Source organism: Pseudomonas sp. WS 5010 (assembly GCF_012985565.1).
Lineage (GTDB): Bacteria > Pseudomonadota > Gammaproteobacteria > Pseudomonadales > Pseudomonadaceae > Aquipseudomonas.
On the sequence record NZ_JAAQWQ010000006.1, the window covers coordinates 577,878 to 601,586 of the forward strand.

Below are 23,709 nucleotides of genomic sequence, written 5' to 3' on the forward strand. Positions count from 1 at the left end.
GTCTGGGCTGGCCCCATCGCGGGCAAGCCCGCTCCCACATTTTTTGATTTGTGAATACATTCGAATGTGGGAGCGGGCTTGCCCGCGATGGGGCCAGTGAAGGCGCCGCATCAACCCTGCGCCATCTCCCGCAACCGCTGGGCATCAAGTATCTCAATCTCCCCATACCCCAACCGCACAACGCCCTGCTCTTGCAACGCCTTGAGCAGCGCATTGATCGTCTGGCGCGACACCCCCAGCATCGCCGCCAAATCTTCCTGCGCCAGTTGCACCACGCGCCGCGAGCCGTCGATCTCGCCATAACCCTCGGCAATCATCCACAGCCGATGGGCCACCCGCACCGACGCCGGCGCAAGGCTCAACTGCTCGATATTGATAAAGGTCAGCCGCAACTTCTGGCTCATCAACAACGCCATGTCCCGCCAATAGGCCGGGCTTTGCGCAAGCAAGTGCAGGATCGCCGACTGCGGCACCTGCAACAGCGTGCAAGGCCCGACCGCACAAGCGTCATGGGTGCGTGGCAGGCCGTCGAACACGGCGATTTCGCCAAACCAGAAGGGCGCTTGCGCCAGGCTCAACAACGCCTCCTTGCCCTGGGCGCTCACTGCGCTGATCCGCAGGCTGCCATCGAGCACCGCATACAAGCCACATGGCGGATCACCGCGCTTGAACAGCACCTGCCCCGCCGCCAGCTGCCGCACGCGGGCGTGGGCCAGCAGGCTATGCTGCAAGGGAGCAGGCAGATGGCGGTACCAGTGGCCGCTGGACAGGCGCCCATGCCAAGACTCTGCGTCCATGAGAACTCCAAAGATTGTCGCCCAGTTGACAGTTTGTCGCAGTCCTACAGGGCATGATCAAGCATCCTACAGGAGGAATAACAATGAAAAGCCTCGTCGACCACCTCAGCCAATACGCCGCCTACCACCGCGACCCGCGCAACATCGCCAGCCACTTTATCGGCATCCCCATGATAGTGGTGGCCGTCGCCGTGCTGCTGTCACGCCCCGAATGGCAGGTGGCCGGCCTGTGGCTATCACCGGCGGTGCTGCTGGCGCTGTTTTCTGCAGGGTTCTACCTGCGCCTGGAACTGGCGCTGGGGGTGTTGATGAGTGTGCTGATGGGCCTGTCGGTCTGGGCTGGACATGTGCTGGCGGCGCAAAGCACGCTGGTGTGGCTCAGCAGCGGCATCGGCCTGTTTGTGCTGGGCTGGGTGATCCAGTTTGTCGGCCATTACTACGAGGGGCGCAAGCCGGCCTTTGTCGATGACGTGTCCGGGCTGATCGTGGGGCCGCTGTTTGTGGTGGCGGAGTTGGCGTTTTTGCTGGGGTTGCGCCATGAGCTCAAGCGGCAGATTGAAGAGCGGTCGGGGCCGGTGCGCGCGCTCGCTCGACACACACCTGTGTAGGCGCTGGCTTGCCTGCGATAGCATCACTGCGGTGTGACTGATACACCGAGGTGTCTGCATCGCAGGCAAGCCAGCTCCTACATGTGATTGGTGCAGGCCAGAGACTCAGGCTTTTTGCCAGACCTTGGGTTTGAAGAACAACGTCTCGCCCCGCTCCAGCCCGGTCAGGCTGTCGTGATCCTTCACCACTTCCGCTTCGATCAGTTCGCTCTGGCCTTCGACCTTCAGCGTGACCCGCGTGGTAGCGCCCAGCGGGCGGATGTCGCGCACTTGCGCAGCGTGGTGGTCTTCCAGTTCATGGCGTGACAACGACACTTCGTGCGGGCGGAACAGCAGGTGCTGGTCTTCGCCCAGGTGCAGGCGGTTGGAGTCGCCGAGGAAGTGGTAGACGAAATCGCTGGCCGGGTTTTCGTAGACGTCGCCCGGCGAGCCGATCTGCTCGATCACGCCTTTATTCATCACCACGATGCGGTCGGCGACTTCCATGGCTTCTTCCTGATCGTGGGTCACGAACACCGAGGTCAGGTTGATGTCCTCGTGCAAGCGGGCCAGCCAGCGGCGCAGCTCTTTACGGACCTTGGCATCCAGGGCGCCGAAGGGTTCGTCGAGCAGCAGCACCTTGGGCTCAACCGCCAGGGCGCGGGCCAGGGCGATCCGCTGGCGCTGGCCGCCGGAGAGTTGTTCCGGGTAGCGATCCGACAACCAGTCCAGTTGCACCATATTCAGCAGTTCGTGGACCTTGGCGGCGATCTGGGTTTCGTTCGGGCGCTGGCTCTTAGGTTTCATGCGCAGGCCGAACGCGACGTTGTCGAACACGGTCATGTGGCGGAACAGCGCGTAGTGCTGGAACACAAAACCGACGTTGCGATCACGCACATCGTGGCCGGACACGTCTTCGCCGTGGAACACGATGCTCCCGGCATCCGGGGTTTCCAGGCCGGCAATGATGCGCAGCAAGGTGGTCTTGCCGCAGCCGGAGGGGCCAAGCAATGCCACCAGCTCGCCACTCTGGATATCCAGATTGATGCTGTCCAGGGCCTTGAAGGCGTTGAAGTTCTTGCTGACGTTACGGACTTCGATCGACATGACTTATTCCTCAGCCGCACCGGCGCGCAGGCGGTTAATACGGTTCTCGCTCCACTGCTTGAGCAGCAGGATGAAGAGCGCCAGGATCAGCAACAGACTCGCCACCGCAAACGCGGCGACGTGGTTGTATTCGTTGTAGAGAATCTCGACGTGCAGCGGCAAGGTGTTGGTCACGCCGCGAATGTGGCCGGACACCACCGACACCGCGCCGAACTCACCCATTGCCCGCGCAGTACACAGCACCACGCCGTAGATCAGGCCCCACTTGATGTTGGGCACGGTGACATGCCAGAACATCTGCCAGCCATTGGCGCCCAGAAGGCGCGCGGCTTCTTCTTCCTGGGTGCCCTGCTCCTGCATCAGCGGGATCAACTCACGGGCCACGAACGGCACGGTGACGAAGATCGTCGCCAGCACGATGCCCGGCAAGGCGAAGACGATCTGGATATCGTGATCCTGCAACCACGGCCCAAAGAAGCCCTGGGCACCGAACATCAGCACGTAGACCAGGCCGGCGATCACTGGCGAGACCGAGAACGGCAGGTCGATCAGGGTCACCAGCATGCTCTTGCCACGGAACGAGTACTTGCTCACGCACCAGGCCGCACTGACACCGAACACCAGGTTGAGCGGCACCGAGATCAGCACGGCAATCACCGTCAGCTTCAAGGCTGACAGCGCGTCGGGCTCAAAGATCGCGGCAAAGAACGCGCCCAGGCCGAGCTTGAGGCCCTGGGACACCACGATAAACAGCGGCAACAGCAAAAACAGGGCGAAGATCAGCCAGCCAAGGCCGATCAGGATACGGCGCGAAACCGCACTGCCACGGCGGGCAGCGTTGGCCGAAGACGCGGCGGAAATAGACGATTGGGACATGTTCCGCGCCTCCTTATGGGTGTTCGATGCGCCGCTGCAACAAGTTGATCAGCAGCAGCAGGACAAAGGAAACCACCAGCATCAGCACGCCGATGGAGGTAGCGCCGGTGTAGTCGTATTGGTCGAGCTTGACCATGATCAGCAGCGGCAGGATCTCGGTTTTCATCGGCATGTTGCCGGCAATGAAAATCACCGAGCCGTACTCACCCACGCCACGGGCAAATGCCAGGGCAAACCCGGTCAACCAGGCTGGCAGCAGCGCCGGCACGAGGATGTAGCGGAACACCTGCAAGGGCTTGGCGCCCAGGCAGGCGGCGGCTTCTTCGATTTCCCGGGGGATATCGGCCAATACCGGCTGCACGGTGCGCACCACAAAGGGCAGGGTGACGAAGGTCAGGGCCAGGGTGATGCCCAAAGGGGTGTAGGCGATCTTGAAGCCCATGTCGGTGGCGAACTGGCCGACCAGGCCGGACGGCGCGTACAGCGCAGTCAGCGCAATACCGGCCACGGCGGTGGGCAGGGCGAACGGCAGGTCGATCATCGCGTCGATAATCTTGCGCCCGGGGAAGGTGTAGCGCACCAGCACCCACGCCAGCAACGTACCGATCACGCCGTTGATCAGCGCGGCGTACAGGGCGGTACTGAAGCTCAACTTCAAGGCTGCCCAGACTCGCGGCGCCGAGATGATGGCCCAGAACTGATCCCAGGTGAGTTGGGCGGCATGGACGAACATGGCCGCCAGCGGTATGAGCACAATCAGGCTGAGGTACACCAAGGTGTAGCCCAGCGTCAGCCCGAAGCCGGGTATGACGGGGGAGATACGACGCGACATAAAAGTCCTTGGTTAGCGGGTAGATACCCCTGCCGGAGCAAGCCTTTGTGGGAGCCGGGCTTGCCCGCGATGCAGGCACCTCGGTGTATCAGTTACACCGCGGTGATGCTATCGCGGGCAAGCCCGGCTCCCACACAAAGCTCGTACCTAGCAGTAGTGTGGCTTACTGCGCCGTGTAGATCTGGTCGAACACGCCACCGTCGTTGAAGAATTTCGGTTGGGCAGTTTTCCAGCCGCCGAAGTCTTTGTCGATAGTCACCAGGTCCAGTTTCGGGAACTGCTGGGCGTATTTGGCGGCCACATCCTTGTCACGCGGGCGGTAGAAGTTCTTCGCCGCGATCTCCTGGCCAGCCGGGCTGTACAGGTGGTTGAGGTACGCCGTGGCAATTTCGGTGTTGCCCTTTTTCTCGGCATTCTTGTCGACCACGGCCACGGGTGGCTCGGCGAGGATCGACAGGGACGGCACGATGATGTCGAACTTGTCAGCGCCGCCATCTTCCTTGAGGGCCAGGAACGCTTCGTTTTCCCAGGCCAGCAACACGTCACCCTGACCGTTGTTGACGAAGGTGATGGTCGAACCGCGAGCACCGGTGTCGAGGATCGGCACGTGCTTGAACAGCTCTTTCACGTATTCCTGGGCCTTGGCTTCGCTGCCACCGGCCTTGAGGCCATAGGCCCAGGCGGCGAGGAAGTTCCAGCGGGCGCCGCCGGAGGTTTTCGGGTTTGGCGTGATCACCGATACGTCATTCTTGATCAGGTCGCCCCAGTCCTTGATGCCCTTGGGGTTGCCCTTGCGCACCAGGAACACGATGGTCGAGGTGTATGGCGTGCTGGCTTCAGGCAGGCGGGTCTGCCAGTTCTCTGGCAGGGTCTTGCCCAGCTTGGCGATTTCGTCGATGTCGCCGGCCAGGGCCAGGGTCACCACGTCGGCGCGCAGGCCGTCGATCACCGCCCGGCCTTGCTTGCCCGAACCACCGTGGGACTGCTGGATCTTCACGTTGTCGCCAGGGTGTGCCTTCTTCCAGAAAGCCGTGAATTCAGCGTTGTAGTCCTGGTACAGCTCACGGGTCGGATCGTAGGAAACGTTGAGCAGCTCGTAATCCTTGGCCACTGCGGAACCGGCAAACACGGCGCTGGCCAGGGCGGCCAGGGCATAACGGCGAATCGACGACATAGACAAGCTCCTGAAATTCTTGGGTGTTGGCTTTTCTTATTAGTACGGGTCCCGCAATCGAAGCGCCGTGTTGCCTCAGCTCGGTTTGTTGCCCGGGCTCTGCAAGCGGAATTTCTCTTTGCGTTCGATCTGCACCACTTGGGCGTTGTGTACGGTGATTTCCACTGCGCCAAAACGCAGGTCACGCAATGCGCTTTGGATCTCGCGCAAAATGGCTGCTTCGTCCTGGCCGTCAACGCTGCGTAGAGATGCGCTCATGGTCGTGCTCCTGAAATGAGAAGTGCCTGGCAGTGGCGGCACTGCTTGCGGCGTGAGAGCGATAGTAGATAAGCGCGGATATTCTTAAAAATACTATTTAAGAATGTTTATATAACCAGAAAGAATTTTCAGGCAGGACACGACGTTAAGGCGTACGCAGATGCAAATGTGGGAGCGGGCTTGCTCGCGATAGCGGTGTATCAGTGCCAGATTTACTGGCTGACACTCCGTCATCGCGGGCAAGCCCGCTCCCACATTTGTTGCATTCCAACCCCCGGTGGGGGTTAGTGGATGGCGGGTGCCCTGGCCCAATCGATGTCAGCCGCCAGCATCGGCCGGCCAAACCAGTAGCCCTGGCCAAGATCGCACTGGTGATTCAACAGGAACCGCGCCTGTTCCATCTGCTCGATGCCTTCGGCGTGTACTTGCATGCCCATGCTCTGCGCCAGGGCGATGACCACCCGTACAATCGCCGCATCGTCTTCATCCCACGGCAGGCCGGCGACGAAGCCCTGGTCGATTTTCAGCTTCTGCACCGGCAACCGCTTGAGGCGCAGCAGTGACGAATAGCCCGTGCCGAAGTCATCGATCGCCAGGCTCAGGCCCAGCTCGCGCAGGCGGTGAAGTTGCTCCAGGGCCATTTCCGGGTCGTCCATCACCGCGCTTTCGGTGACTTCCAGCTCCAGTTTCGCCGGATCCAGGCCGGTTTCATGCAGCACCTTGGCCACCTGCTCGTACAGTTCGTGGCGGGCAAACAGGCGGCTGGAGATATTCACCGCCAGGAAGGACAGGCCCCGGCCCTCAGCCAGCCACCGGCACATCTGCCGGCAGGCCTGGTCCATGACCCAGGCATCGATCTCGGCGATCAGCCCGGTGCGCTCGGCAATCGGGATAAATTCTGCTGGCGGCACCAGGCCGCGCAATGGGTGCTGCCAGCGCACCAGGGCTTCCACGCCAATCATCTGGCTGGTTTGCAGGTCGTGGACCGGCTGGTAGTAGACCCGCAGCTCTTGCTGATCGAGGGCGCGGCGCAGCTCATTGCCGATCTCGATCCTGTGCTGAGCGTGGGCGGTCAGCTCCTCGGTGTACAAGGCGTAGCCTTCGCGCCCGGAGCTCTTGGCCTTGAACAACGCGGAGTCTGCGTTGCGCAGCAATTGTTCGGCACTCAAGGCGTCGCTGGGGAACAGGCTGATGCCAATACTGACGCTGACAAACAACTGGTGACCATCGAACACAAACGGCTGCTTCATGCCGTCGATGATGCGCTGGGCCAAGGCGGCCGCCTGGACCACCTGTGGACAACTTTCCGCCAGCACCGCGAATTCATCGCCGCCCAGGCGCGCCAGGGTCACGCCCGGGCCGAACAGGCCCTGCAGGCGCTCGCCCACGGCCTTGAGCAACTGGTCGCCGACATTGTGGCCAAGGCTGTCGTTGATGATCTTGAAGTGGTCCAGGTCCAGCATCAGCAGCGCGCAGCCACGCTTGTGGATCTGCGCCGAGGCCAGCGCCTGTTCGGCGCGGTCGGTGAACAGCAGGCGGTTGGGCAGGTCGGTCAACGGGTCGTGGTGGGCCAGGTGGGCCAGTTCGTGCTCGGAATGCTTGATGGCACTGATGTCGGAAAACACCGCCACGTAATGGCTGACCTGGCCCTGGTCGTCATGGATGACGCGGATGGTTTGCCACTGTGGATAAATTTCCCCGCTTTTACGTCGGTTCCAGATCTCGCCGCTCCATTCCCCGTCTTGATTGAGGGTACGAAACATCTGCTCATAAAAAGCCGGCGAATGGCGGCCGGACTTGAACAGGCTCGGCTGACGCCCCATTACGTCATCCACCTGGTAACCGGTGATTTCGATAAAGGCGCGGTTGACGTGGACAATCCGCCCGCGTGCGTCGGTGACCAACACCCCTTCGCGGGTGCAATCGAACACCGCCGCCGCCTGGCGCAGGCGTTCGCGGTTTTCCTTCAAGGGTTGCTGGATGCGATGAACGCGGGCGCTGCGGGCGCACAACAGGAAAATAAACAGGGCGCTGAGGGTCACCCACAGGTAGCCGCGCAGCATCTGCCAGTGGACCATTTCCGTCGGTTCATCGATGAAATTGATAAATACCTGCTGGCTGAGCTGGATCCACAGGACGGAAAGCAGCAAGTACACCAGCCCTGCACGTAGGGCACCTCGGTATGAAAGCAGCATATAACTAGTAATCCTTACTAAAAAACAGAATCGCCCTACAAAGGCTGCGGATTATAGAATAAGTAACATCTCGTCACTCCTATTCAAAAGGGCGACTGGTTTTATCTGTAGGCTTAGTGATAATGCGTCAGCTGTTCTTTTCTTTATCTGAGGGCCATACAGCCTATGTGGTACAACGGTTTTCTTGACTTGTCAGCCTGGCAACTGGTGGCAGTCACTCTGTTGATGACCCACGTGACCATTATCGGCGTCACGGTCTATCTACACCGCTATTCAGCCCACCGCTCCCTGGAGCTCAATGCCGGCCTGAAACACTTCTTCCGCTTCTGGCTGTGGCTGACCACGGCGCAGAACACCCGCGAGTGGACCGCTATCCACCGCAAGCACCACGCCAAGTGCGAAACCGTCGACGACCCCCATAGCCCGGTGATCAAGGGCCTGTCCACGGTCCTGCGCAAAGGTGCCGAACTGTACCGCGCCGAGGCGGAAAACCCCGAGACCCTGCGCATCTACGGCAAGAACTGCCCGGACGACTGGATCGAACGCAAGCTCTACACCCGTTATCCTCTGCTGGGCGTGGCCCTCATGGGCGTCATCGACGTGCTGCTGTTCGGCACCATCGGCATTACCATCTGGGCGATCCAGATGATGTGGATCCCGTTCTGGGCCGCCGGCGTGATCAACGGCCTGGGCCATGCCATCGGCTATCGCAACTTCGAATGCCGCGACGCGGCGACCAACCTGGTGCCGTGGGGCATCATCGTCGGTGGCGAAGAGCTGCATAACAACCATCACACCTACCCCAACTCCGCCAAGCTGTCGGTGAAGAAGTGGGAATTCGACCTGGGCTGGGCCTGGATCAAGGTGTTCAGCTTCCTGCGCCTGGCCAAGGTGCAACGCGTCGCACCGATTGCCCACAGGGTCGAAGGCAAAGGCCATCTGGACATGGACACCGCCATGGCGATCCTCAACAACCGTTTCCAGATCATGGCCCAGTACCGCAAGCTGGTGATCGCGCCGCTGGTCAAGCAGGAGTTGGAAAAGGTCGATCATTCGGTACGCCACCAGTTCCACCGGGCCAAGCGCCTGCTGTCACGGGAAACCAGCCTGCTGGATGAGCGCCACCATCTGCGCATCCAGGGCATGCTGGAACACAGCCAGGCCTTGAAAGTGATCTACGAAAAGCGCCTGGCGCTGCAACAGATCTGGCTCAAGACCAGCAGCAACGGGCATGACATGCTCGCCGCCATCAAGGAATGGGTGCACGAGGCCGAGGCCAGCGGGATCCAGTCCCTGCGCGACTTTGCCCACCAGTTGAAAACCTACTCCCTACGCCCCAGCGCCTGACACGGTAGGAGCCGGCTTGCCGGCGATGAGGCCTAGTTTCAAGGCCGCCATCGCTGGCAAGCCAGTTCCTACAAGGCCCAGGTACATTTCAAGCCAGCCCCACAGTTTTTTGGCGCCATTTCACAGTCACCGAACATTCCGTCTCAATCGCGACTGATAACGGAACTTAGCTGCAATTCCCCTCTCTCAAACAACACTTCGCCATCCTGGCGGGCCTTGTTTTGACTGCTGTTCAATGCTGCGGCATGTCCAGAGAGAATTGTGCCGATGGTCCACGAAACGGACTCCCCTACCTCCACCACACCTGATTCGACGGATACGTCGCGACCGGCAGCTGCCGCGACCCTACTGGCGTTGATGCACGCCCAGGGCGAAGTGGAGCGCCTGAGCGAGCGCGAACAGTTGTTGAGCTCACTGCTGGTGAGTGTCAACGCCGTGCTCTGGGCCATCGAGTGGGAAACCCGGCGCGTGCTGTACGTAAGCCCCGCCTATGAGCGCATCTTCGGGCGCTCGGCCAGCCTGCTGTTGGCCGAGCACCGCGGCTGGCGCGACAGCATCCACCCCGAAGACCAGCAGTACGCCGAGCACAGCCTGGCCCAGGTGCTGGAGCTGGGTGCAGTGGAGGATCGCCAGTACCGCATCATCACTGCAGACGGGCAGATCCGCTGGCTCAGCGACAAGTGTTTTACCAACCAGCAGGCCACGCCGGGAAAGCCGCTGATTGTGGTGGGCATCGCTGAAGACATCACCGAAAAAAAGCACCTGGAGCTCGAACTGCAACGCCTGGCCACCACCGACGTGCTGACCCGCAGCAGCAACCGTCGCCACTTCTTCGAGTGCGCCCATCACGAATTCGAACGCGCTTGTGCCCAAGGCCTGCCGCTGGCCTTCCTGCTGCTCGACATCGATGATTTCAAGGCCATCAACGACACCTACGGCCACCTGGAGGGCGATCAGGTGTTGCTGCGTATCGCCGAGAGCGGTCGCGGGGTGTTGCGCCGTGGCGACCTGTTCGGGCGCATTGGCGGCGAAGAATTTGCCGCGGTACTGCCCGGATGCGCCCCGGAAAGGGCCATGCAAGTCGCCGAACGCCTGGGCCAGGAAGTGCGGCAACTGGGCTTCAGCCATGAAGGCCAACCCTATAGCGTGACCGTCAGCCAGGGCCTGGCCAGCCTCAGCGCCGAAGATGCAACCCTGGACAGCCTGTTCGCCCGGGCCGATGCAGCCATGTATGAAGCCAAGCGCCAGGGCAAGAACCGGGTGATTGCCGGCTGAGTGCCTGCCCTTTCAAGGCACTAAAAATAGCGCCTGGAACACCGCCATCGCGGGCAAGCCCGCTCCCACAGGGGATCTCGACCAGGCGAGAAATTCTGGATACCCCGCCAAACCAATGTGGGATCTCGACCAGGCCGGAAATTTTGGACGCACCACAAAACCAATGTGGGAGTTGTCGAGCTTCAGCGAGGCTACGATGGCGGCGGCACATTCAGCATTGTGGCTGCCTGACACAACGCCTACCCAGGCTTGCGGATGCGCGTGAGCTCTGAAAACCCCACCTTGAGCAACCGCGCCGTCTTGCCCTTGGCCAGCACCTCGACCCCTTCATGCTCGGTCAGCCCCGCCAGTTGCGCCGCCATATTCATCACCAGCGCTTCGCGGGAATACACCCCGCCTTCCAGGGAGTAGATCGCCGCGACCAGTTGGCGCAGCTCCAGGGGCAAGCGCCAGCGCGTACGCAGCGCCGAGCCATAACTGGCGCCAAAGGTGGACAACGACTCGCCAATCAACTCATCGTCCAGTTCGCCACCGCCCTGGCGCCACTCCTGCAAACTGCGCAGCAGGGCCAGGTCGCCCAGGCGATGGAGAATACCGGCGCTGTAGCAGCGCTCGTGATCCAGGTCGAGCATGCGCGCCAAGGCGCGGGCGTATTGCGCAGTCTGCTGGGACAGTTGCCAATGGCGTTCGGCATACTCCATCAAGACTGCATCGCTGAGGATCACGTTGTGCTTGAGGGCCAGGCCAAGGATCAGGTTCATGCTCTGCCCGGCCGCCAGCTTATGCAGCGCCATAGACAGCGTCTGCACCGGCGTGCCGTGCTGGCCGGCGCTGTTCGCGGCGGCGATCAGCACGGCGGTGATCTGTGGATCAACCTTGACCTGTTCTTCCAGCTGCTTGAGGTCAAGCCCCTGCGGCGCAAGGCTGCGTTGCACGGCGGCTTTTACGTCAACCCGCAGCGGCGCGCCGTCCGACAGCTCGCGACGCTGCTCCAGGAACACCGGCAAGGACATGCCCGCCGCCAGGGCCGGGATTTCGCAATACACCGTCTGGCCTTCGTTGAGCAGCAAGTCCTGCAGGCGTTGCGTAAGGCCTTCCATGTTCAAAGGTTTGGTCAGGTAGGCGGTGGGCGCCAGCGGCAACGCTTCGCGCACGCTGGCGCCGTCATTGCGCGCACTCAGCAGGATAAACGGCAACGCCGGCACCCGTCGACGCTGACGCACACTGCGCAACAGGCTCAGGCCATCAACGCCGGGCAGTTCCCAATCGGCAATGATCAAATCGTAAGGTTTATCTCGCAACAACTCGGCGGCTTGCTGCCCGTCGGCGCACACATCCAGCCGCGCGTCGCAGCGCACATTCAACAACACCTGCTTGAGCAGATCCCGCGACCAGGGGTCGGTCTCGGCAATCAGCACTCGGGGTACAGCAGGTAAATCAACAGCAGTCATGCAGCACGCTCCATCGGCAATCCTTGCACATTAGACAAAGGAAGCGCCTGCGTACAATGAACAAGGCCTGAATAGCTGCACAGCCCACAAAAAAACCCGCCGAAGCGGGTTTTTTCTGTCGATCAGGTCAGCCTGCGCCTACAGCTCAGAGAAGCACTCTTCGATGATCGCCAAGCCTTTGTCCAACTGCTCATCCGGCGAGGTCAGCGGGACCAGCACGCGCAACACGTTGCCGTAGGTGCCGCACGACAGCAGGATCAGGCCCTTGTCACGCGCCTTGGCCACTACCGAGGCAACCGCCGCAGCGTTCGGCTTGTGGCTGTCGCCATCCTCGAACAGCTCGACCGCGATCATCGCGCCCAGGGCACGTACTTCACCAATCACCGGGTACTTGGCCTGGATAGCCTTGAGGCCGGTGACCAGACGCTCGCCAACCGCCTTGCAGCGGTCCAGCAGGTGCTCTTCTTCGAACACTTCCATCACGGCCAGGGCCGCGGCGCAAGCGATCGGGCTACCGGCATAGGTGCCGCCCAGGCCACCCGGGGCGATGGCGTCCATGTATTCGGCCTTGCCGCACACACCGGCCAGCGGGAAGCCGCCCGCGATGGATTTGGCGAAGGTGGTCAGGTCGGCGGCGACGCCCATCTGTTCCATGGCAAAGAAGGTCCCGGTACGGCCGGCACCGGTTTGCACTTCGTCGGCGATCAGCAGGATGCCGTGCTTGTCGCACAGTTCGCGCAGGCGCTTCATGAAGGCTTTAGGCGCGACGTAGAAACCGCCTTCGCCCTGCACCGGCTCGATGATGATGGCAGCGATGTCACGCGGCTCGGCATCGTTTTTGAAGATGCGTTCGATGCTGGCGATGGAGTCGTCGATGCTCACGCCGTGCAACTCGTTCGGGTACAGCGCACGGAAGATGCCACCGGGCATCAGGCCCATGCCAGCGGAGTACGGCACGACCTTGCCGGTCAGGCCCAGGGTCATCATGGTGCGGCCGTGGTAGGCACCAGTGAAGGCGATCACACCGGCACGGCCAGTCGCGGCACGCGCGATTTTCACGGCGTTTTCAACGGCTTCGGAACCGGTGGTGACCAGCAGGGTTTTCTTGGCGAAATCACCTGGGACCTTGGCGTTAACTTTTTCGCACAGCTCCACGTACGGCTCGTAGGCCAGGACCTGGAAGCAGGTGTGGGTCAGCTTGTTCAGCTGTTCGGTCACGGCCGCGATGATTTTCGGGTGCAGGTGACCGGTGTTCAGCACGGCGATGCCGCCGGCGAAGTCGATGAACTCGCGACCTTCAACGTCAGTCACGGTGGCGTTCTTCGCGGATTCGGCGAAGATCGGGTGAATCTGGCCAACACCGCGCGGTACAGCGGCTTCGCGGCGTTTCATCAAGGAAGCGTTGGTCTTGTTGCTCATAAAGTCCTCATTCGCCACTCATCGGGTGGCGTGGTCCAAGGATTACGTGGCGGGGAGGCAACTACGGCAGCATGCGATGATCGACTGCCACAGCTTTCCCGGCCACTTCGAATAACGGTGTGAAGCACGCAAAGGGACAGCGCTCTCGTGCCCTTTGCGTTTGCAGCGATACCTTGCCGGTTAGATGCCCAGGCAGAGGTATTTGATTTCCAGGTAGTCCTCGATCCCGTACTTGGAGCCTTCACGGCCCAGGCCCGACGCCTTGATACCGCCGAACGGCGCCACTTCGTTGGAGATCAGCCCGGTGTTGACGCCGACCATACCGTATTCCAGAGCCTCGGCCACACGGAACACACGACCCAGGTCGCGGGCATAGAAGTAGGAGGCCAGGCCGAACTCGGTGTCGTTGGACATCGCGATCACTTCGGCTTCGTCTTTGAAGCGGAACAGCGGCGCCAGCGGGCCGAAGGTTTCTTCCTTGGCCACGGCAGCGTTTTTCGGCACGTTGGTGAGGATGGTCGGCTCGAAGAAGTTGCCTTGCATGACCTTGCCGCCAGCCAACAGCGTCGCGCCTTTGCTCAAGGCATCGGCGATGTGTTCCTGGACCTTGGCCACGGCTTTTTCATCGATCAGGGGACCGGTGGTGGTGCCTTCTTCCAGACCATTGCCGATCTTCAACTTGGCCACGGCCACCTTGAGTTTTTCAGCGAACGCGTCATACACCGAATCCTGGATGTACAGGCGGTTGGCGCAGACGCAGGTCTGGCCGTTGTTGCGGTACTTGGAGATGATCGCGCCTTCGACGGCCTTATCCAGGTCGGCGTCGTCAAACACGATGAACGGCGCGTTGCCGCCCAGCTCCAGGGAAACTTTCTTGATGTCCTTGGCGCATTCGGCCATCAACTGGCGGCCGATTTCGGTCGAGCCGGTGAAGGACAATTTACGCACGGTCGGGTTGCTGGTCAGCTCGCTGCCGATATCGCCAGCGCTGCCGGAGACCACACTGAACACGCCGTTTGGAATCCCGGCACGCTGGGCCAGCTCAGCCAGGGCGAACGCCGAGAACGGGGTTTGCGACGCAGGCTTGAGAACCATGGTGCAACCGGCGGCCAAGGCCGGGCCGGCTTTACGGGTGATCATCGCGGCCGGGAAGTTCCACGGCGTGATAGCGGCGGTGACGCCGATCGGCTGCTTGATCACGATCAGGCGCTTGTCCGGCTGGTGGCCAGGGATCACGTCACCGTAGATACGCTTGGCCTCTTCGGCGAACCACTCGATGAACGAAGCGGCGTAGACAATTTCGCCCTTGGCTTCGGCCAGCGGCTTGCCCTGCTCCAGGGTCATCAGGCGCGCCAGGTCATCCTGGTTCTCGATAATCAGCTCGAACCAGCGACGCAGCTTGTTCGCACGGTCCTTGGCGGTCAGTGCGCGCCAGGCCGGCAAGGCCTTGTCGGCAGCTTCGATGGCACGACGGGTTTCGGCGGCGCCCATCTTCGGCACGGTGCCCAGGATCTCGCCAGTCGCGGGGTTGTTGACCTTGATCGTTTGACCGTTGTCCGCATCGACCCAAGCGCCATCAATAAAGGCTTGCTGGCGGAACAACTGGGTGTCTTTAAGCTGCATGTCGGCTTTCCTTAACAGCACCGCGCGCGCGCGGGGCAAATTAGAGTTGTTGAAAGGCGCCTCGAAGGCTGCCGTCAGGGAAATCAGTCACTGGGCGCAAGCTGAAACATCGCGCACGGGAGACAGAGCGTTTGAAATCTCAAACGAATCCTAGGATCAATGGGGGGGCAGGGCAATAGTCTGTTCGAAAAAAAGAACGAAAACGGCGCATTAGCCAGACTATTCTGACAGGCGTAACGGAGCCGAATTGCGCATCACCGGCACACACCGCCCGGTACAGAGCCTCGCTGCACCAGAATCCTACCGGCAGACGGCCAAAAACCAGCATGGACGCCCAAGGTCGACATGGGTATGATGGCGCCCGCACAAGCATCCGTAGCTCAGCTGGATAGAGTACTGCCCTCCGAAGGCAGGGGTCGTGGGTTCGAATCCCGCCGGGTGCACCATATAGTAGTCTCGGGCTGTCTCAGACAGTCTACGAAACACTCCAAGAAGCCCGCCCCGTGCGGGCTTTCTTGTTTCTGGCTATCCACCCCTGTCTACCCCTATAACTTCCCGCCGTGTATGCCCACGTGTATGCTTTGAGATTCCTATAACTGGAGGCATACAGGAAGTGAAGCGCACTGAAATCAAACGCCGCCCCTTAGCAGACACCACTCTCGCAGGCCTGGAGCCTGAGCACACGACGTATCGGGAGCAGGACGGGAATGGCCTGTACTTCCGGGTGAAACCTAACGGGCAGAAATCATGGGAGCTGCGCTACAAAAAGCCAGACGGGAAATGGTCTTGGCTGGGTCTCGGCGGCTACCCGGAAATCAGTGGCTCATTGGCGAGACAGAAAGCAGCTCAACTGCGGGAAGACGCATCGACCGGCAAAAATCCATTGGTGAGCAAGCAAGCTCGGAAGGTTGCAGACCAGGTTGCTGCCAACAACACCTTTGAAGCATTAGGCCGCGAGTGGTTTGAGGCCAGACGTACAAGCTGGGAATCAGGTACGTCTCGACGAGTACTGGGCGCACTGGAGCTTCACGTATTCCCTGTCTTCGGCAAACGCGTGTACACAGAAATACTGCCCCTGGAATGGATGGAGTTTCTACGCGGCATGGAACAGAAGGGGATCATTGAACAAATGGGCCGGGTTCGCGCCTTTTGCAAAGAGATCTATGACCTTGCCCGCGTAACAGGACGAGCCGTCCATAACCCCCTTGAAGGTCTCAGCAAATTCCTACAGTCGCGAAGCGCTGAAAACTATGCACACGTTTCGATTGAAGAACTGCCCGCGCTACTTCGAGCAATCAACTCCTACCCTCACGCAAAGGACGTTCGTATAGGGCTTCGCTTGCTTTCCTTATTAGCATCGCGCCCAAGCGAGATTCGGGAAGCGCGCTGGTCAGAAATCGATCTCTCCAAAAAGTTATGGACGATCCCTGCCGAACGGATGAAGCGTCGTCGTGAACATGTGGTACCTCTCTCTCGACAGGCAATCGAAGCGCTCACTGAATTACGAACACTGACAGGTGCCTACCCCCTCCTATTTCCAGGCAGGAAGGACAGGACAATCTCACGTAGCAACACCGTCTTTCTAATGGCGCTACGCAGATTGGGATATGCAGGTCGGCAGACAGGCCACGGCTTTCGTCATATCGCCAGCACCATACTCAATGAGCAGGGTTTCGATGAGAATCACATTGAGGCCCAGCTCTCTCATGCAAAGGAGGGAATTGCAGGGGTGTACAACAAAGCGGTGTACCTGCCTCAGCGCAGAGTGATGATGCAGTGGTATGCCGATCATCTTGATGAGTTAGCGCAAGGCAACATTGTTCAAGGTCATTTCGGAAAGGCCGTATGAACATACCAACCCCATCCCATCAGAAATCGGTGTTACTGGTGTTACGCTCGTTACGCACACACTCAAGACATTGATTTTATTGGATATAATTGGCGTAACACGCGCAGAAAGACATCCCTAAACCGCGTGTTACGCATCAAACTCGTGTTACGCCTAGGTGGCCCAAAACTTCTGGCGGCCATCTCTTATTAGCCGTCCCACGCTCATGAGGCGCCGCTGTCATCGCCACCACCGAAAGGGGCCTGGGGCACTACCGTTCGTCTGAAACGCGCCGATCTTCATTTTTTATTATCAGTTTTTTAACTGTATAGAAAACCAGTAGGACAAGGTAGGACAGCCCCAGTAGAAAGAGAAAACTTGCTGCGATCTTGCTGACTTAAATTGCCTTATCCAACAAACTCGCATCGAAAATCATCGAAAATAAAACTTTTAAAAAATAGAAAATCGTTTACATAGCTGGGGCCTGTACGAACTACGACAGGAAACACGCTATGAACCTTCACGACCCTTTAGCCCCCTCGACGACCTCTCTCGTCTCTGCTTGTCTGCTCACCACCGATCAAGTCGCTACTGCACTAGGTCTGTCCAGTCGAACGCTTGCCGCGTGGCGAAGTTCGCGTAGCAATTCACTTCCCTACGTCAAAACCGGATCTCGGGTTCGTTACCGCTCTCAAGATGTTGCCGCATGGCTTGAAAGCCGAGTGTGCTCCAACGCTAAGACTGCGGGGGAAGGTGCCCAATGAGCAGCCCCAAGCAGCCCGCAAAAATCGTGGACATTGCTCCATCGACACCAAGCGCCCCTTACAAGAAAAACCATGCAGGATTCGCATGCTTGCCCCTCACCGGATCCGATACAGAAGTGGGACGGTTCGACCCCGCTGCCACGCTGATACGCATCAATCAAGTCATGGCCCTGACAGGTATTGGCCGAGCAACCGTCTACAAGCTCATGAGCCAGCCCGAGAGCGGTTTTCCGCAAGCCGTGAAACTCACCGACAGCAATGCACGTGGAGCTCCGGTTGCCTGGGTATTGGCCGAAATATTGGATTGGACACGCGCACGTATCGCCGCTCGCGACAAGGTGGCGGCATGACGAGCCATATAGCGAACAAGGCCATCTTGCGGCCCTTCTCTGCACTCAGAAAAGTCGGTTTTTCGTCGCGCTGGATGCAACGTTTTGAGCGCCACAGAGCGCAACAAAAACGCCTAAATCGAGTAATTGTCGTCATGCATTGGGCGGACGGCACCTGGTGCGCGCTCTCGATACCCAGCGAAGCACCGCGCGCTGCGATCTTAGATGAAGGCCAACAAATCGACGCTTACGAAGATGCACGATCTTGCCTCGACGCCGACTTCCTCCCACTGCTTTCCCTGCGCTGGGAAATCAATGCCTGAAACGAAAACGCCCCCGGCGGCAACCGGAGGCGTTGAGGTAAATCTACATGCATGATCAATTTATGCCGCATAGAAAAAATCCGCAAGGGATCCACACAGTTGCACTTTCAAAAAACGGACGGTACTCTCTGATCGTCGCTGCAAATTCAGCGACCGGGTTTGGCGACCCGGATAGAAAAGGCGCACAGGCGCCCCCATTACGATTGCAGGCGCTTTTTTTGTGCCCGCATTCCTATTTTATGGTGGCTGTGCGTGGGAGACCTTCGGGTCTGCCGGGTTCCTTTTCCCCGGTTCGCCAACCTGCGCACAGCTGCCACCCTAATTCGTTTGGCGACGATCAGTGGCAGCTCCTACACAGAAAAGGAGCTACACCACATGCGCGCCCTCAATCCGTCCAAAATTCGCGCCGCCGCTCATCGAGCAATGGCTCTCGCCGCTTTACACGCCAACTCCAGCCTCGCTACACGCCTCTCCCGTTACAACGCCCATATGTCGAAGGCTCGCGCCCTGGAAGCCGCAGGGGGTGCCCAATGAGCATGCTCCCAGGCTTTGCACTGCCCGAGGATCTACTCTGCGTCAGCCAGGATGCTGAAGCCGGTATTCCCATCGACGCCATCACCTGCGCCCTCGACCGTGCCGACTCAGTTCTCATGCTGCTGGAAGACCACTTAGACGGGGATAAACCCCTGCTTTCCAACCGCGTGCTGTCGTCTGTTATTTGGGACGTGCGCGGCACCTTGGGCTTAATCAAAACACTCGCCATGTACGGTGATGCCTCCTCTGTGCCGATGGGCCAGAAAGGCGGTGCGCTGTGACCCACTCCAGCACGCGTGGACGCTCCGAGTTTTCCCCTGCCAACGGTAACGGCCAAAACCTTTTTCGGGTAAATGCCGGTATTCCGCTGGAGGACGCACTTGAAGCCGTCTCCCAGATTCTGCACCACACCAATCAACTGATCCTCGACGCCGCCATCAGCGATGCGAGCGAGCGTTTTAGTTGGCCTGCGTTCTACCTCGGCGAGATGGCTAAGGCGCTGATCGACGACGTGAACGAGGCGTTGCTTGAGTCGAGGACCGCACTATGACTCAGCGTACCGGCAACACCTCAAAACGTCCCAGCTTTGCCGACGTAAAAAGCGCTGCCTTGAAGAACATCGAACGCGTCCTTACTCACTGGCTGCCAAACGGTAAACGCGTCGACGGCGGCAAGGAATACACCGCACCGAATCCGACGCGCACCGATAAACGTGCAGGTTCACTCAAGGTCAATTTAAACAAAGGCACCTGGGCGGATTTTGCCACCGGCGATAAAGGCGGGGATCTGATTGACCTGGTGCGCTACATCGACGGCGGCACGGACGTTGATGCCTGCAAAAAGCTGGCGGATCTGCTCAGCGTTTCCGCTGGTTCCGCGACAACCAAAAGCGCACCGGCCAAGAGCGCAACGCCGGAGTGGATCGCGATCCAGCCGATCCCGGCCGAGGCCATGAACAAGTGCCCAGCTAAACACCGGCAACACGGTGTTCCGTCCAAGGTGTGGATCTATCGCGATGCTCAGGGCCTGCCGATCATGGCGCTGTATCGCTTCGACCTGGGCCCAGATGAAGACGGCAAGCCGCGAAAGGTCTTCGCACCGCTGACCTGGTGCAAGCGCTCCGATGGGCAAACCACACAATGGCGCTGGCAAGGATTGCCGGAACCACGGCCATTGCTGCGCCTGGATGAGCTGGCACAGCGTGTAGATGCGCCTGTGGTGCTGTGTGAAGGTGAAAAGGCTGCTGACGCCGCCGCCGAACTGATGCCCGACCACGTAGCCACCTGCTGGCCGAACGGCTCCAACTCCTGGCACAAGGCCGACCTGACGCCACTCAAAGGGCGCGCTGTGGTGCTGTGGCCGGATAACGATGCCAGCGGCCAGACCTGCATGAAAGCCATCGAGCTCAAGCTGATTGAGCTGGGCGCCGCTTCAGTGCAACGAATCTCGCTCGACGTGTTCAAGCTCAAGCCCAGCAGCAAAGGTGGCAAGCCGACACTGATCAAGGGTGGAAAATGGGCGGATGGCGATGATGCAGCGGACGCAATAGCCAAAGGTTGGACCGCTGAGCACGTGACCGAGCGGGTGCTTAACGGCGTGTTTTTCGACACTGTTGCTGAGCCCACTGAGCCCCAAGAACCGAAGGCTAAGGCACCTGCAAAACGCCCCGCGAAATCGAAAAATGACCTGTTGCCGGGCGGCTTTCGCCTGACGCCTGAAGGGGTGTTTTATTCCGGCGATGATGGCGAGGCGCGTCCTGTGTGCTCGCCTCTCGAAATCATCGCTCGCACTCGCGACGACAAGGGCCACAACTGGGGTTTATTGGTCGAGTTCGACGACCCGGACGGCGCCAAAAAGCGCTGGAATATCCCGGCCCGGACCATGACTGGCGACTTCGGCAAGGACGTCCTCGGGCCGCTGGTAGACATGGGCCTACGCCTTGCCGGAAGCCGGTCGGGGCGTAACGCACGTAATGACTTGCAGAGCTACCTCGGCGGGTTCGATAGCGCCCAGCGTGCCCGCTTGGTAACGCGTCTCGGCTGGCACGGTAACGCCTTCCTTCTGCCCGAGCAGCAAATCGGATCGCACGCCGAACATCTGCATTTTTATGAAGCCGGGGCGCAGTTGCCACCGATCAATGAAGCGGGCTCTCTGGAGCAATGGCAGCAACAAATCGGCGCGCTGTGCATTGGTAACCATCGATTGGCGTTTGTGGTCTCTGTGGCCTTTGCAGGGCCTCTGCTGAATCTACTCGGGCATGAGTCGGGTGGTTTCCACCTATACGGTGACAGTTCCGGGGGCAAGACCACCCACTTGCAGGTAGCGGCCTCGGTTTATGGCGGGCCGCGTGTGGTGCGTTCATGGCGTTCAACAGACAACGCCCTGGAATCCATCGCCGCCGCGCACTCAGACGGTCTCCTGGTGCTGGATGAAATCGGTATGTGTGACCCACGCATTATTGGCGAGACGGTCTACATGCTCGGCAACGGCACCGGTAAGGCGCGGGCGAATGATCGAGGACAAGCGGGCCGACAGGTGCAGGAGTGGCGCCTGTTGTTTCTCTCGACGGGCGAGAAAACCTTGGCGCAGCACATGGCGGATGCCAATAAGGAGCTAAAAGCAGGTATGGAAGTCCGCATGCTCGCTGTGCCTGCGGATGCCAGCAAAGGGCTGGGCATGTTCGATGTGCTGAACGGTTTTGAGGACGCTGCCGCCCTTTCTGATGCGCTCAAGGCCCGTGTCGCCAAATACTACGGCACACCCCTCACCGCCTTCCTGCACGCACTGTGTGCGCCTGGAGAAATGCTCAGGTGGTCGGTGATCGTTCGCCGCACGGTGGAGCAGTTCATCAGCCAAAACCTGCCCGCCTCGGCCAGTGGTCAGGCCCAGCGTGCTGCCCTTCGCTTCGGCCTCGCGGCAGCGGCCGGTGAGTTGGCCACCGCCTTCGGCGTCACTGGCTGGCCCGATGGCACGGCCACGACGGCTGCGCGCGTGTGTCTGCATGCGTGGCTGGCCGAACGCGGCGGCGCCGGAAACTTCGAGGGCGATGCGATTTTGGCGCGGCTGAGGCAGGTCATCGAACGCTTTGGCGAAAGCCGCTTTACCCGTTGGGAGTCAGCCGCCGCCAAGATCGATGAACACGGCCCACGCACGATTGATCGGCTGGGCTTTCGCAAGACACTGGAACACGGCATGGGCGACGCCCTGCACACCACCAACACCTACTACGTGCTGCCTGAAGCCTGGAGAGCCGAGATCTTCAAGGGCATGAACATCAGCGCGGTGAACAAGGAGCTGCTGCAACGGGGCGTACTCGAGCCAGGAAGCGATGGAAAGGCGTACAGCTTGATTCGCCTGCCAGGGTTAGGACCTCAACGCTGCTACGTGGTGAAGACGGTTCCAGGAACGGATGAAAGCGAGGCCAAGGCCGCCTGATGGCATGCCTGCTGATGGAGGTAGCGCCGGCTAATTCCCGGCCTCGCCAGCCGTTCAACCATCCTTATCAATCGTAATGCACAGAGACAATACAGATGAACACTATCCAAGAACTGAAAGACCGTCGCGACGAACTGACCCTAGAAATAGAGAGCATTCAGCACGACCTCGCGCCCTTTGAGACGGCATTGGAAAGTCCCGAGGTTATCCAGGAGGGCCGTCAAAGGGCCGTCCAGGATGAAATCAACGATCACAAAAGACGTATCGACTCACGAAATCTTGAGATCCACATCCTGAATCAAAAAATTGATCGCCGTGAAGCACTGGCGAACCGTGAGAGCTTGGCTGCGGGCTACATCAGCGCGATGGCAACTTGGAAAGCCGACGAGATGGAGCTCAACGAAAAGCGCAACAGCATTGAGACACGGTTGCAGCAGGTCCGCCAGAGCGATCAGGAAGACATGGCAAAGGCTCGACAAGCTGAAACGGACGCAGCCACCGCTTATGCGCAGGCTGTCGCCTGGGGTGATGTGGAGGGCGAGAAAGCGGCTAACGCAGAAGCTCAAAAAGCAGCAAAAGCCCTCGCAACTGCGGTTGAGCATCACCGCCGCCAACAACTACTCATCACCGCGCTGGAACAGGAGCTGGTGACCATTGATCTACATATCACGGAGGCACAAAAAGAACACGCCAAGATCGAGAATGAAGCGGCTCATCTGGCGAACACAGTGTTAGAAGAAAAGTGGAACGAGGCCGCGAAAGCGCTGCTGGAAACCGGTGGCCAGTTGTGGGCCGCACGAAGATTGATTAGTCGGGACCCGGTTGCCCTATTGAAGCTGGATATCCCTGAACTGGGCGAGCGTTTTGGTAGCTGGACCTGGCGAGAACTCTCAGATCGCTCTAGCCAACACAGCCTGATTGATCTCTTGGCCGCTTAAATTAAACCATTCCCGAAGCAGCCTGCGAGAAACAGGTTGTTTCGGGCATACCAAGGGTGCCCCGATGAACAAACCACCACAGAACAGCGCACAGATGCCTGATTACCTTAAGGCCCGAAAGCTTCATTTGAACGGGATAATTGTCGTCCTGGCCGGTATGAAAAAGCTCAATGCAAGAGCAAAAAAAGACACTAAAGTCGAGACGCTCACGATTGACGCCATCAAGGCGGAGCTTGATTTCATTGACCTCCAGCTCAAAAGAAAGACCGGTTGATAAAGAAGCGGAAGCTTAAGCAGCTTCCGCTTCGCTAGATCCTCCCATGACAAGCAAGGTTTCAGATTTTTCGGCTTCTGATCTGTGACGGAACTGGATCCTATAACCGCTTCCGACCGATAGTGTTGAAAAAGTCGCTCCGCTCAACCTGTCCGAAAAATGACCGGGGAAAACGCAATTTTTGCACGCTGCTACGTGAAATCTGAGCCCGGAAGCCTCAGCCAAAAGTAAGGATTTCAATCTCAGATGCGCACTTTTCTGCCGTCGGAACCGAAGCTGACTTTTTCAACAGAATCGACCAAAAACTGCCACTCGATTGATAACGTAACGAGGTAGACTCACC

The 23,709-nt window shown here is 59.6% G+C and carries 22 protein-coding genes and 1 tRNA gene; 13 read left to right on the plus strand and 10 right to left on the minus strand.

Features of this window, described 5'->3' with window-relative positions; genetic code table 11:
* Nucleotides 1-110: 110 nt before the first annotated feature.
* On the minus strand, nt 111-797 hold the full coding sequence (locus HBO11_RS22790) for a Crp/Fnr family transcriptional regulator (protein ID WP_169953943.1): 687 nt from the start codon (nt 795-797) through the stop codon (nt 111-113).
* Between the two features lie 83 nt (nt 798-880).
* On the opposite strand from HBO11_RS22790, the gene HBO11_RS22795 reads away from it, so the two are divergent.
* A complete protein-coding gene (locus HBO11_RS22795; RefSeq protein ID WP_169953944.1) occupies nt 881-1,405 on the plus strand; it encodes an Mpo1-like protein in 525 nt (174 codons plus the stop codon).
* 105 nt (nt 1,406-1,510) lie between these two features.
* On the opposite strand, the gene HBO11_RS22800 is transcribed toward HBO11_RS22795, so the two are convergent.
* From HBO11_RS22800 to dibA, 6 genes are all read right to left on the minus strand, one after another.
* On the minus strand, nt 1,511-2,491 hold the full coding sequence (locus tag HBO11_RS22800; RefSeq protein ID WP_169953945.1) for a sulfate ABC transporter ATP-binding protein: 981 nt from the start codon (nt 2,489-2,491) through the stop codon (nt 1,511-1,513).
* A gap of 3 nt (nt 2,492-2,494) precedes the next feature.
* Nucleotides 2,495-3,367 carry a sulfate ABC transporter permease subunit CysW gene (cysW, locus tag HBO11_RS22805; protein WP_029299486.1) on the minus strand — a complete coding sequence of 291 codons (873 nt, stop codon included), beginning with the start codon at nt 3,365-3,367 and terminating at the stop codon, nt 2,495-2,497.
* 13 nt (nt 3,368-3,380) lie between these two features.
* Entirely contained in the window at nt 3,381-4,199 is an 819-nt protein-coding gene (gene cysT, locus HBO11_RS22810) for a sulfate ABC transporter permease subunit CysT (protein ID WP_029299485.1), read from the minus strand.
* A 163-nt stretch (nt 4,200-4,362) separates the two neighbouring features.
* Complete coding sequence (locus HBO11_RS22815; protein WP_169953946.1) at nt 4,363-5,373, minus strand: sulfate ABC transporter substrate-binding protein; 1,011 nt, start codon at nt 5,371-5,373, stop codon at nt 4,363-4,365.
* 75 nt (nt 5,374-5,448) lie between these two features.
* Nucleotides 5,449-5,631, minus strand: coding sequence for a sulfur starvation response protein OscA (gene oscA / locus HBO11_RS22820; protein ID WP_029299482.1), 183 nt, complete (start codon nt 5,629-5,631; stop codon nt 5,449-5,451).
* A 284-nt stretch (nt 5,632-5,915) separates the two neighbouring features.
* Nucleotides 5,916-7,826, minus strand: coding sequence for a phosphodiesterase DibA (gene dibA / locus HBO11_RS22825; protein ID WP_169953947.1), 1,911 nt, complete (start codon nt 7,824-7,826; stop codon nt 5,916-5,918).
* Between the two features lie 165 nt (nt 7,827-7,991).
* Here dibA and desA point away from each other — a divergent pair, with 165 nt between their 5' ends.
* Nucleotides 7,992-9,173 carry a delta-9 fatty acid desaturase DesA gene (desA, locus tag HBO11_RS22830; RefSeq protein WP_169953948.1) on the plus strand — a complete coding sequence of 394 codons (1,182 nt, stop codon included), beginning with the start codon at nt 7,992-7,994 and terminating at the stop codon, nt 9,171-9,173.
* 267 nt (nt 9,174-9,440) lie between these two features.
* Complete coding sequence (locus HBO11_RS22835) at nt 9,441-10,448, plus strand: sensor domain-containing diguanylate cyclase (RefSeq protein WP_169953949.1); 1,008 nt, start codon at nt 9,441-9,443, stop codon at nt 10,446-10,448.
* A gap of 239 nt (nt 10,449-10,687) precedes the next feature.
* Here HBO11_RS22835 and HBO11_RS22840 read toward each other — a convergent pair whose 3' ends face one another.
* The 3 genes from HBO11_RS22840 to gabD form a co-directional block, all read right to left on the minus strand.
* The gene (locus HBO11_RS22840; RefSeq protein ID WP_169953950.1) at nt 10,688-11,899 is read right to left on the minus strand and encodes an HDOD domain-containing protein; all 1,212 of its coding nucleotides are present in this window, start codon (nt 11,897-11,899) and stop codon (nt 10,688-10,690) included.
* A 138-nt stretch (nt 11,900-12,037) separates the two neighbouring features.
* Nucleotides 12,038-13,318, minus strand: coding sequence for a 4-aminobutyrate--2-oxoglutarate transaminase (gene gabT / locus HBO11_RS22845; RefSeq protein ID WP_169953951.1), 1,281 nt, complete (start codon nt 13,316-13,318; stop codon nt 12,038-12,040).
* Nucleotides 13,319-13,498: 180 nt separating this feature from the next.
* On the minus strand, nt 13,499-14,941 hold the full coding sequence (gene gabD / locus HBO11_RS22850; RefSeq protein WP_099170293.1) for an NADP-dependent succinate-semialdehyde dehydrogenase: 1,443 nt from the start codon (nt 14,939-14,941) through the stop codon (nt 13,499-13,501).
* A 369-nt stretch (nt 14,942-15,310) separates the two neighbouring features.
* Here gabD and HBO11_RS22855 point away from each other — a divergent pair.
* The 10 genes from HBO11_RS22855 (at nt 15,311) to HBO11_RS22900 (ending at nt 23,366) form a co-directional block, all read left to right on the plus strand.
* Nucleotides 15,311-15,387, plus strand: a tRNA-Arg gene (locus HBO11_RS22855).
* Between the two features lie 167 nt (nt 15,388-15,554).
* Complete coding sequence (locus HBO11_RS22860) at nt 15,555-16,790, plus strand: tyrosine-type recombinase/integrase (protein ID WP_169953952.1); 1,236 nt, start codon at nt 15,555-15,557, stop codon at nt 16,788-16,790.
* 491 nt (nt 16,791-17,281) lie between these two features.
* Complete coding sequence (locus HBO11_RS22865) at nt 17,282-17,533, plus strand: helix-turn-helix domain-containing protein (protein ID WP_169953953.1); 252 nt, start codon at nt 17,282-17,284, stop codon at nt 17,531-17,533.
* A gap of 89 nt (nt 17,534-17,622) precedes the next feature.
* The gene (locus HBO11_RS22870; RefSeq protein WP_050493002.1) at nt 17,623-17,883 is read left to right on the plus strand and encodes an AlpA family phage regulatory protein; all 261 of its coding nucleotides are present in this window, start codon (nt 17,623-17,625) and stop codon (nt 17,881-17,883) included.
* A complete protein-coding gene (locus HBO11_RS22875; protein WP_032861475.1) occupies nt 17,880-18,185 on the plus strand; it encodes a hypothetical protein in 306 nt (101 codons plus the stop codon). Before HBO11_RS22870 ends, HBO11_RS22875 begins: the two co-directional genes overlap by 4 nt.
* Nucleotides 18,186-18,715: 530 nt before the next feature.
* Nucleotides 18,716-19,000, plus strand: a complete 285-nt coding sequence (locus tag HBO11_RS22880) for a hypothetical protein (protein ID WP_169953954.1) — start codon at nt 18,716-18,718, stop codon at nt 18,998-19,000.
* A complete protein-coding gene (locus HBO11_RS22885; protein WP_169953955.1) occupies nt 18,997-19,269 on the plus strand; it encodes a DUF3077 domain-containing protein in 273 nt (90 codons plus the stop codon). Before HBO11_RS22880 ends, HBO11_RS22885 begins: the two co-directional genes overlap by 4 nt.
* Nucleotides 19,266-22,154: a DUF927 domain-containing protein gene (locus HBO11_RS22890; protein ID WP_169953956.1), complete on the plus strand. Its 2,889-nt coding sequence runs from the start codon at nt 19,266-19,268 to the stop codon at nt 22,152-22,154. Before HBO11_RS22885 ends, HBO11_RS22890 begins: the two co-directional genes overlap by 4 nt.
* A gap of 95 nt (nt 22,155-22,249) precedes the next feature.
* Complete coding sequence (locus tag HBO11_RS22895) at nt 22,250-23,092, plus strand: chromosome segregation protein SMC (RefSeq protein ID WP_169953957.1); 843 nt, start codon at nt 22,250-22,252, stop codon at nt 23,090-23,092.
* A gap of 64 nt (nt 23,093-23,156) precedes the next feature.
* Complete coding sequence (locus HBO11_RS22900; protein WP_253207692.1) at nt 23,157-23,366, plus strand: hypothetical protein; 210 nt, start codon at nt 23,157-23,159, stop codon at nt 23,364-23,366.
* The last annotated feature ends 343 nt before the right edge of the window (nt 23,367-23,709 follow it).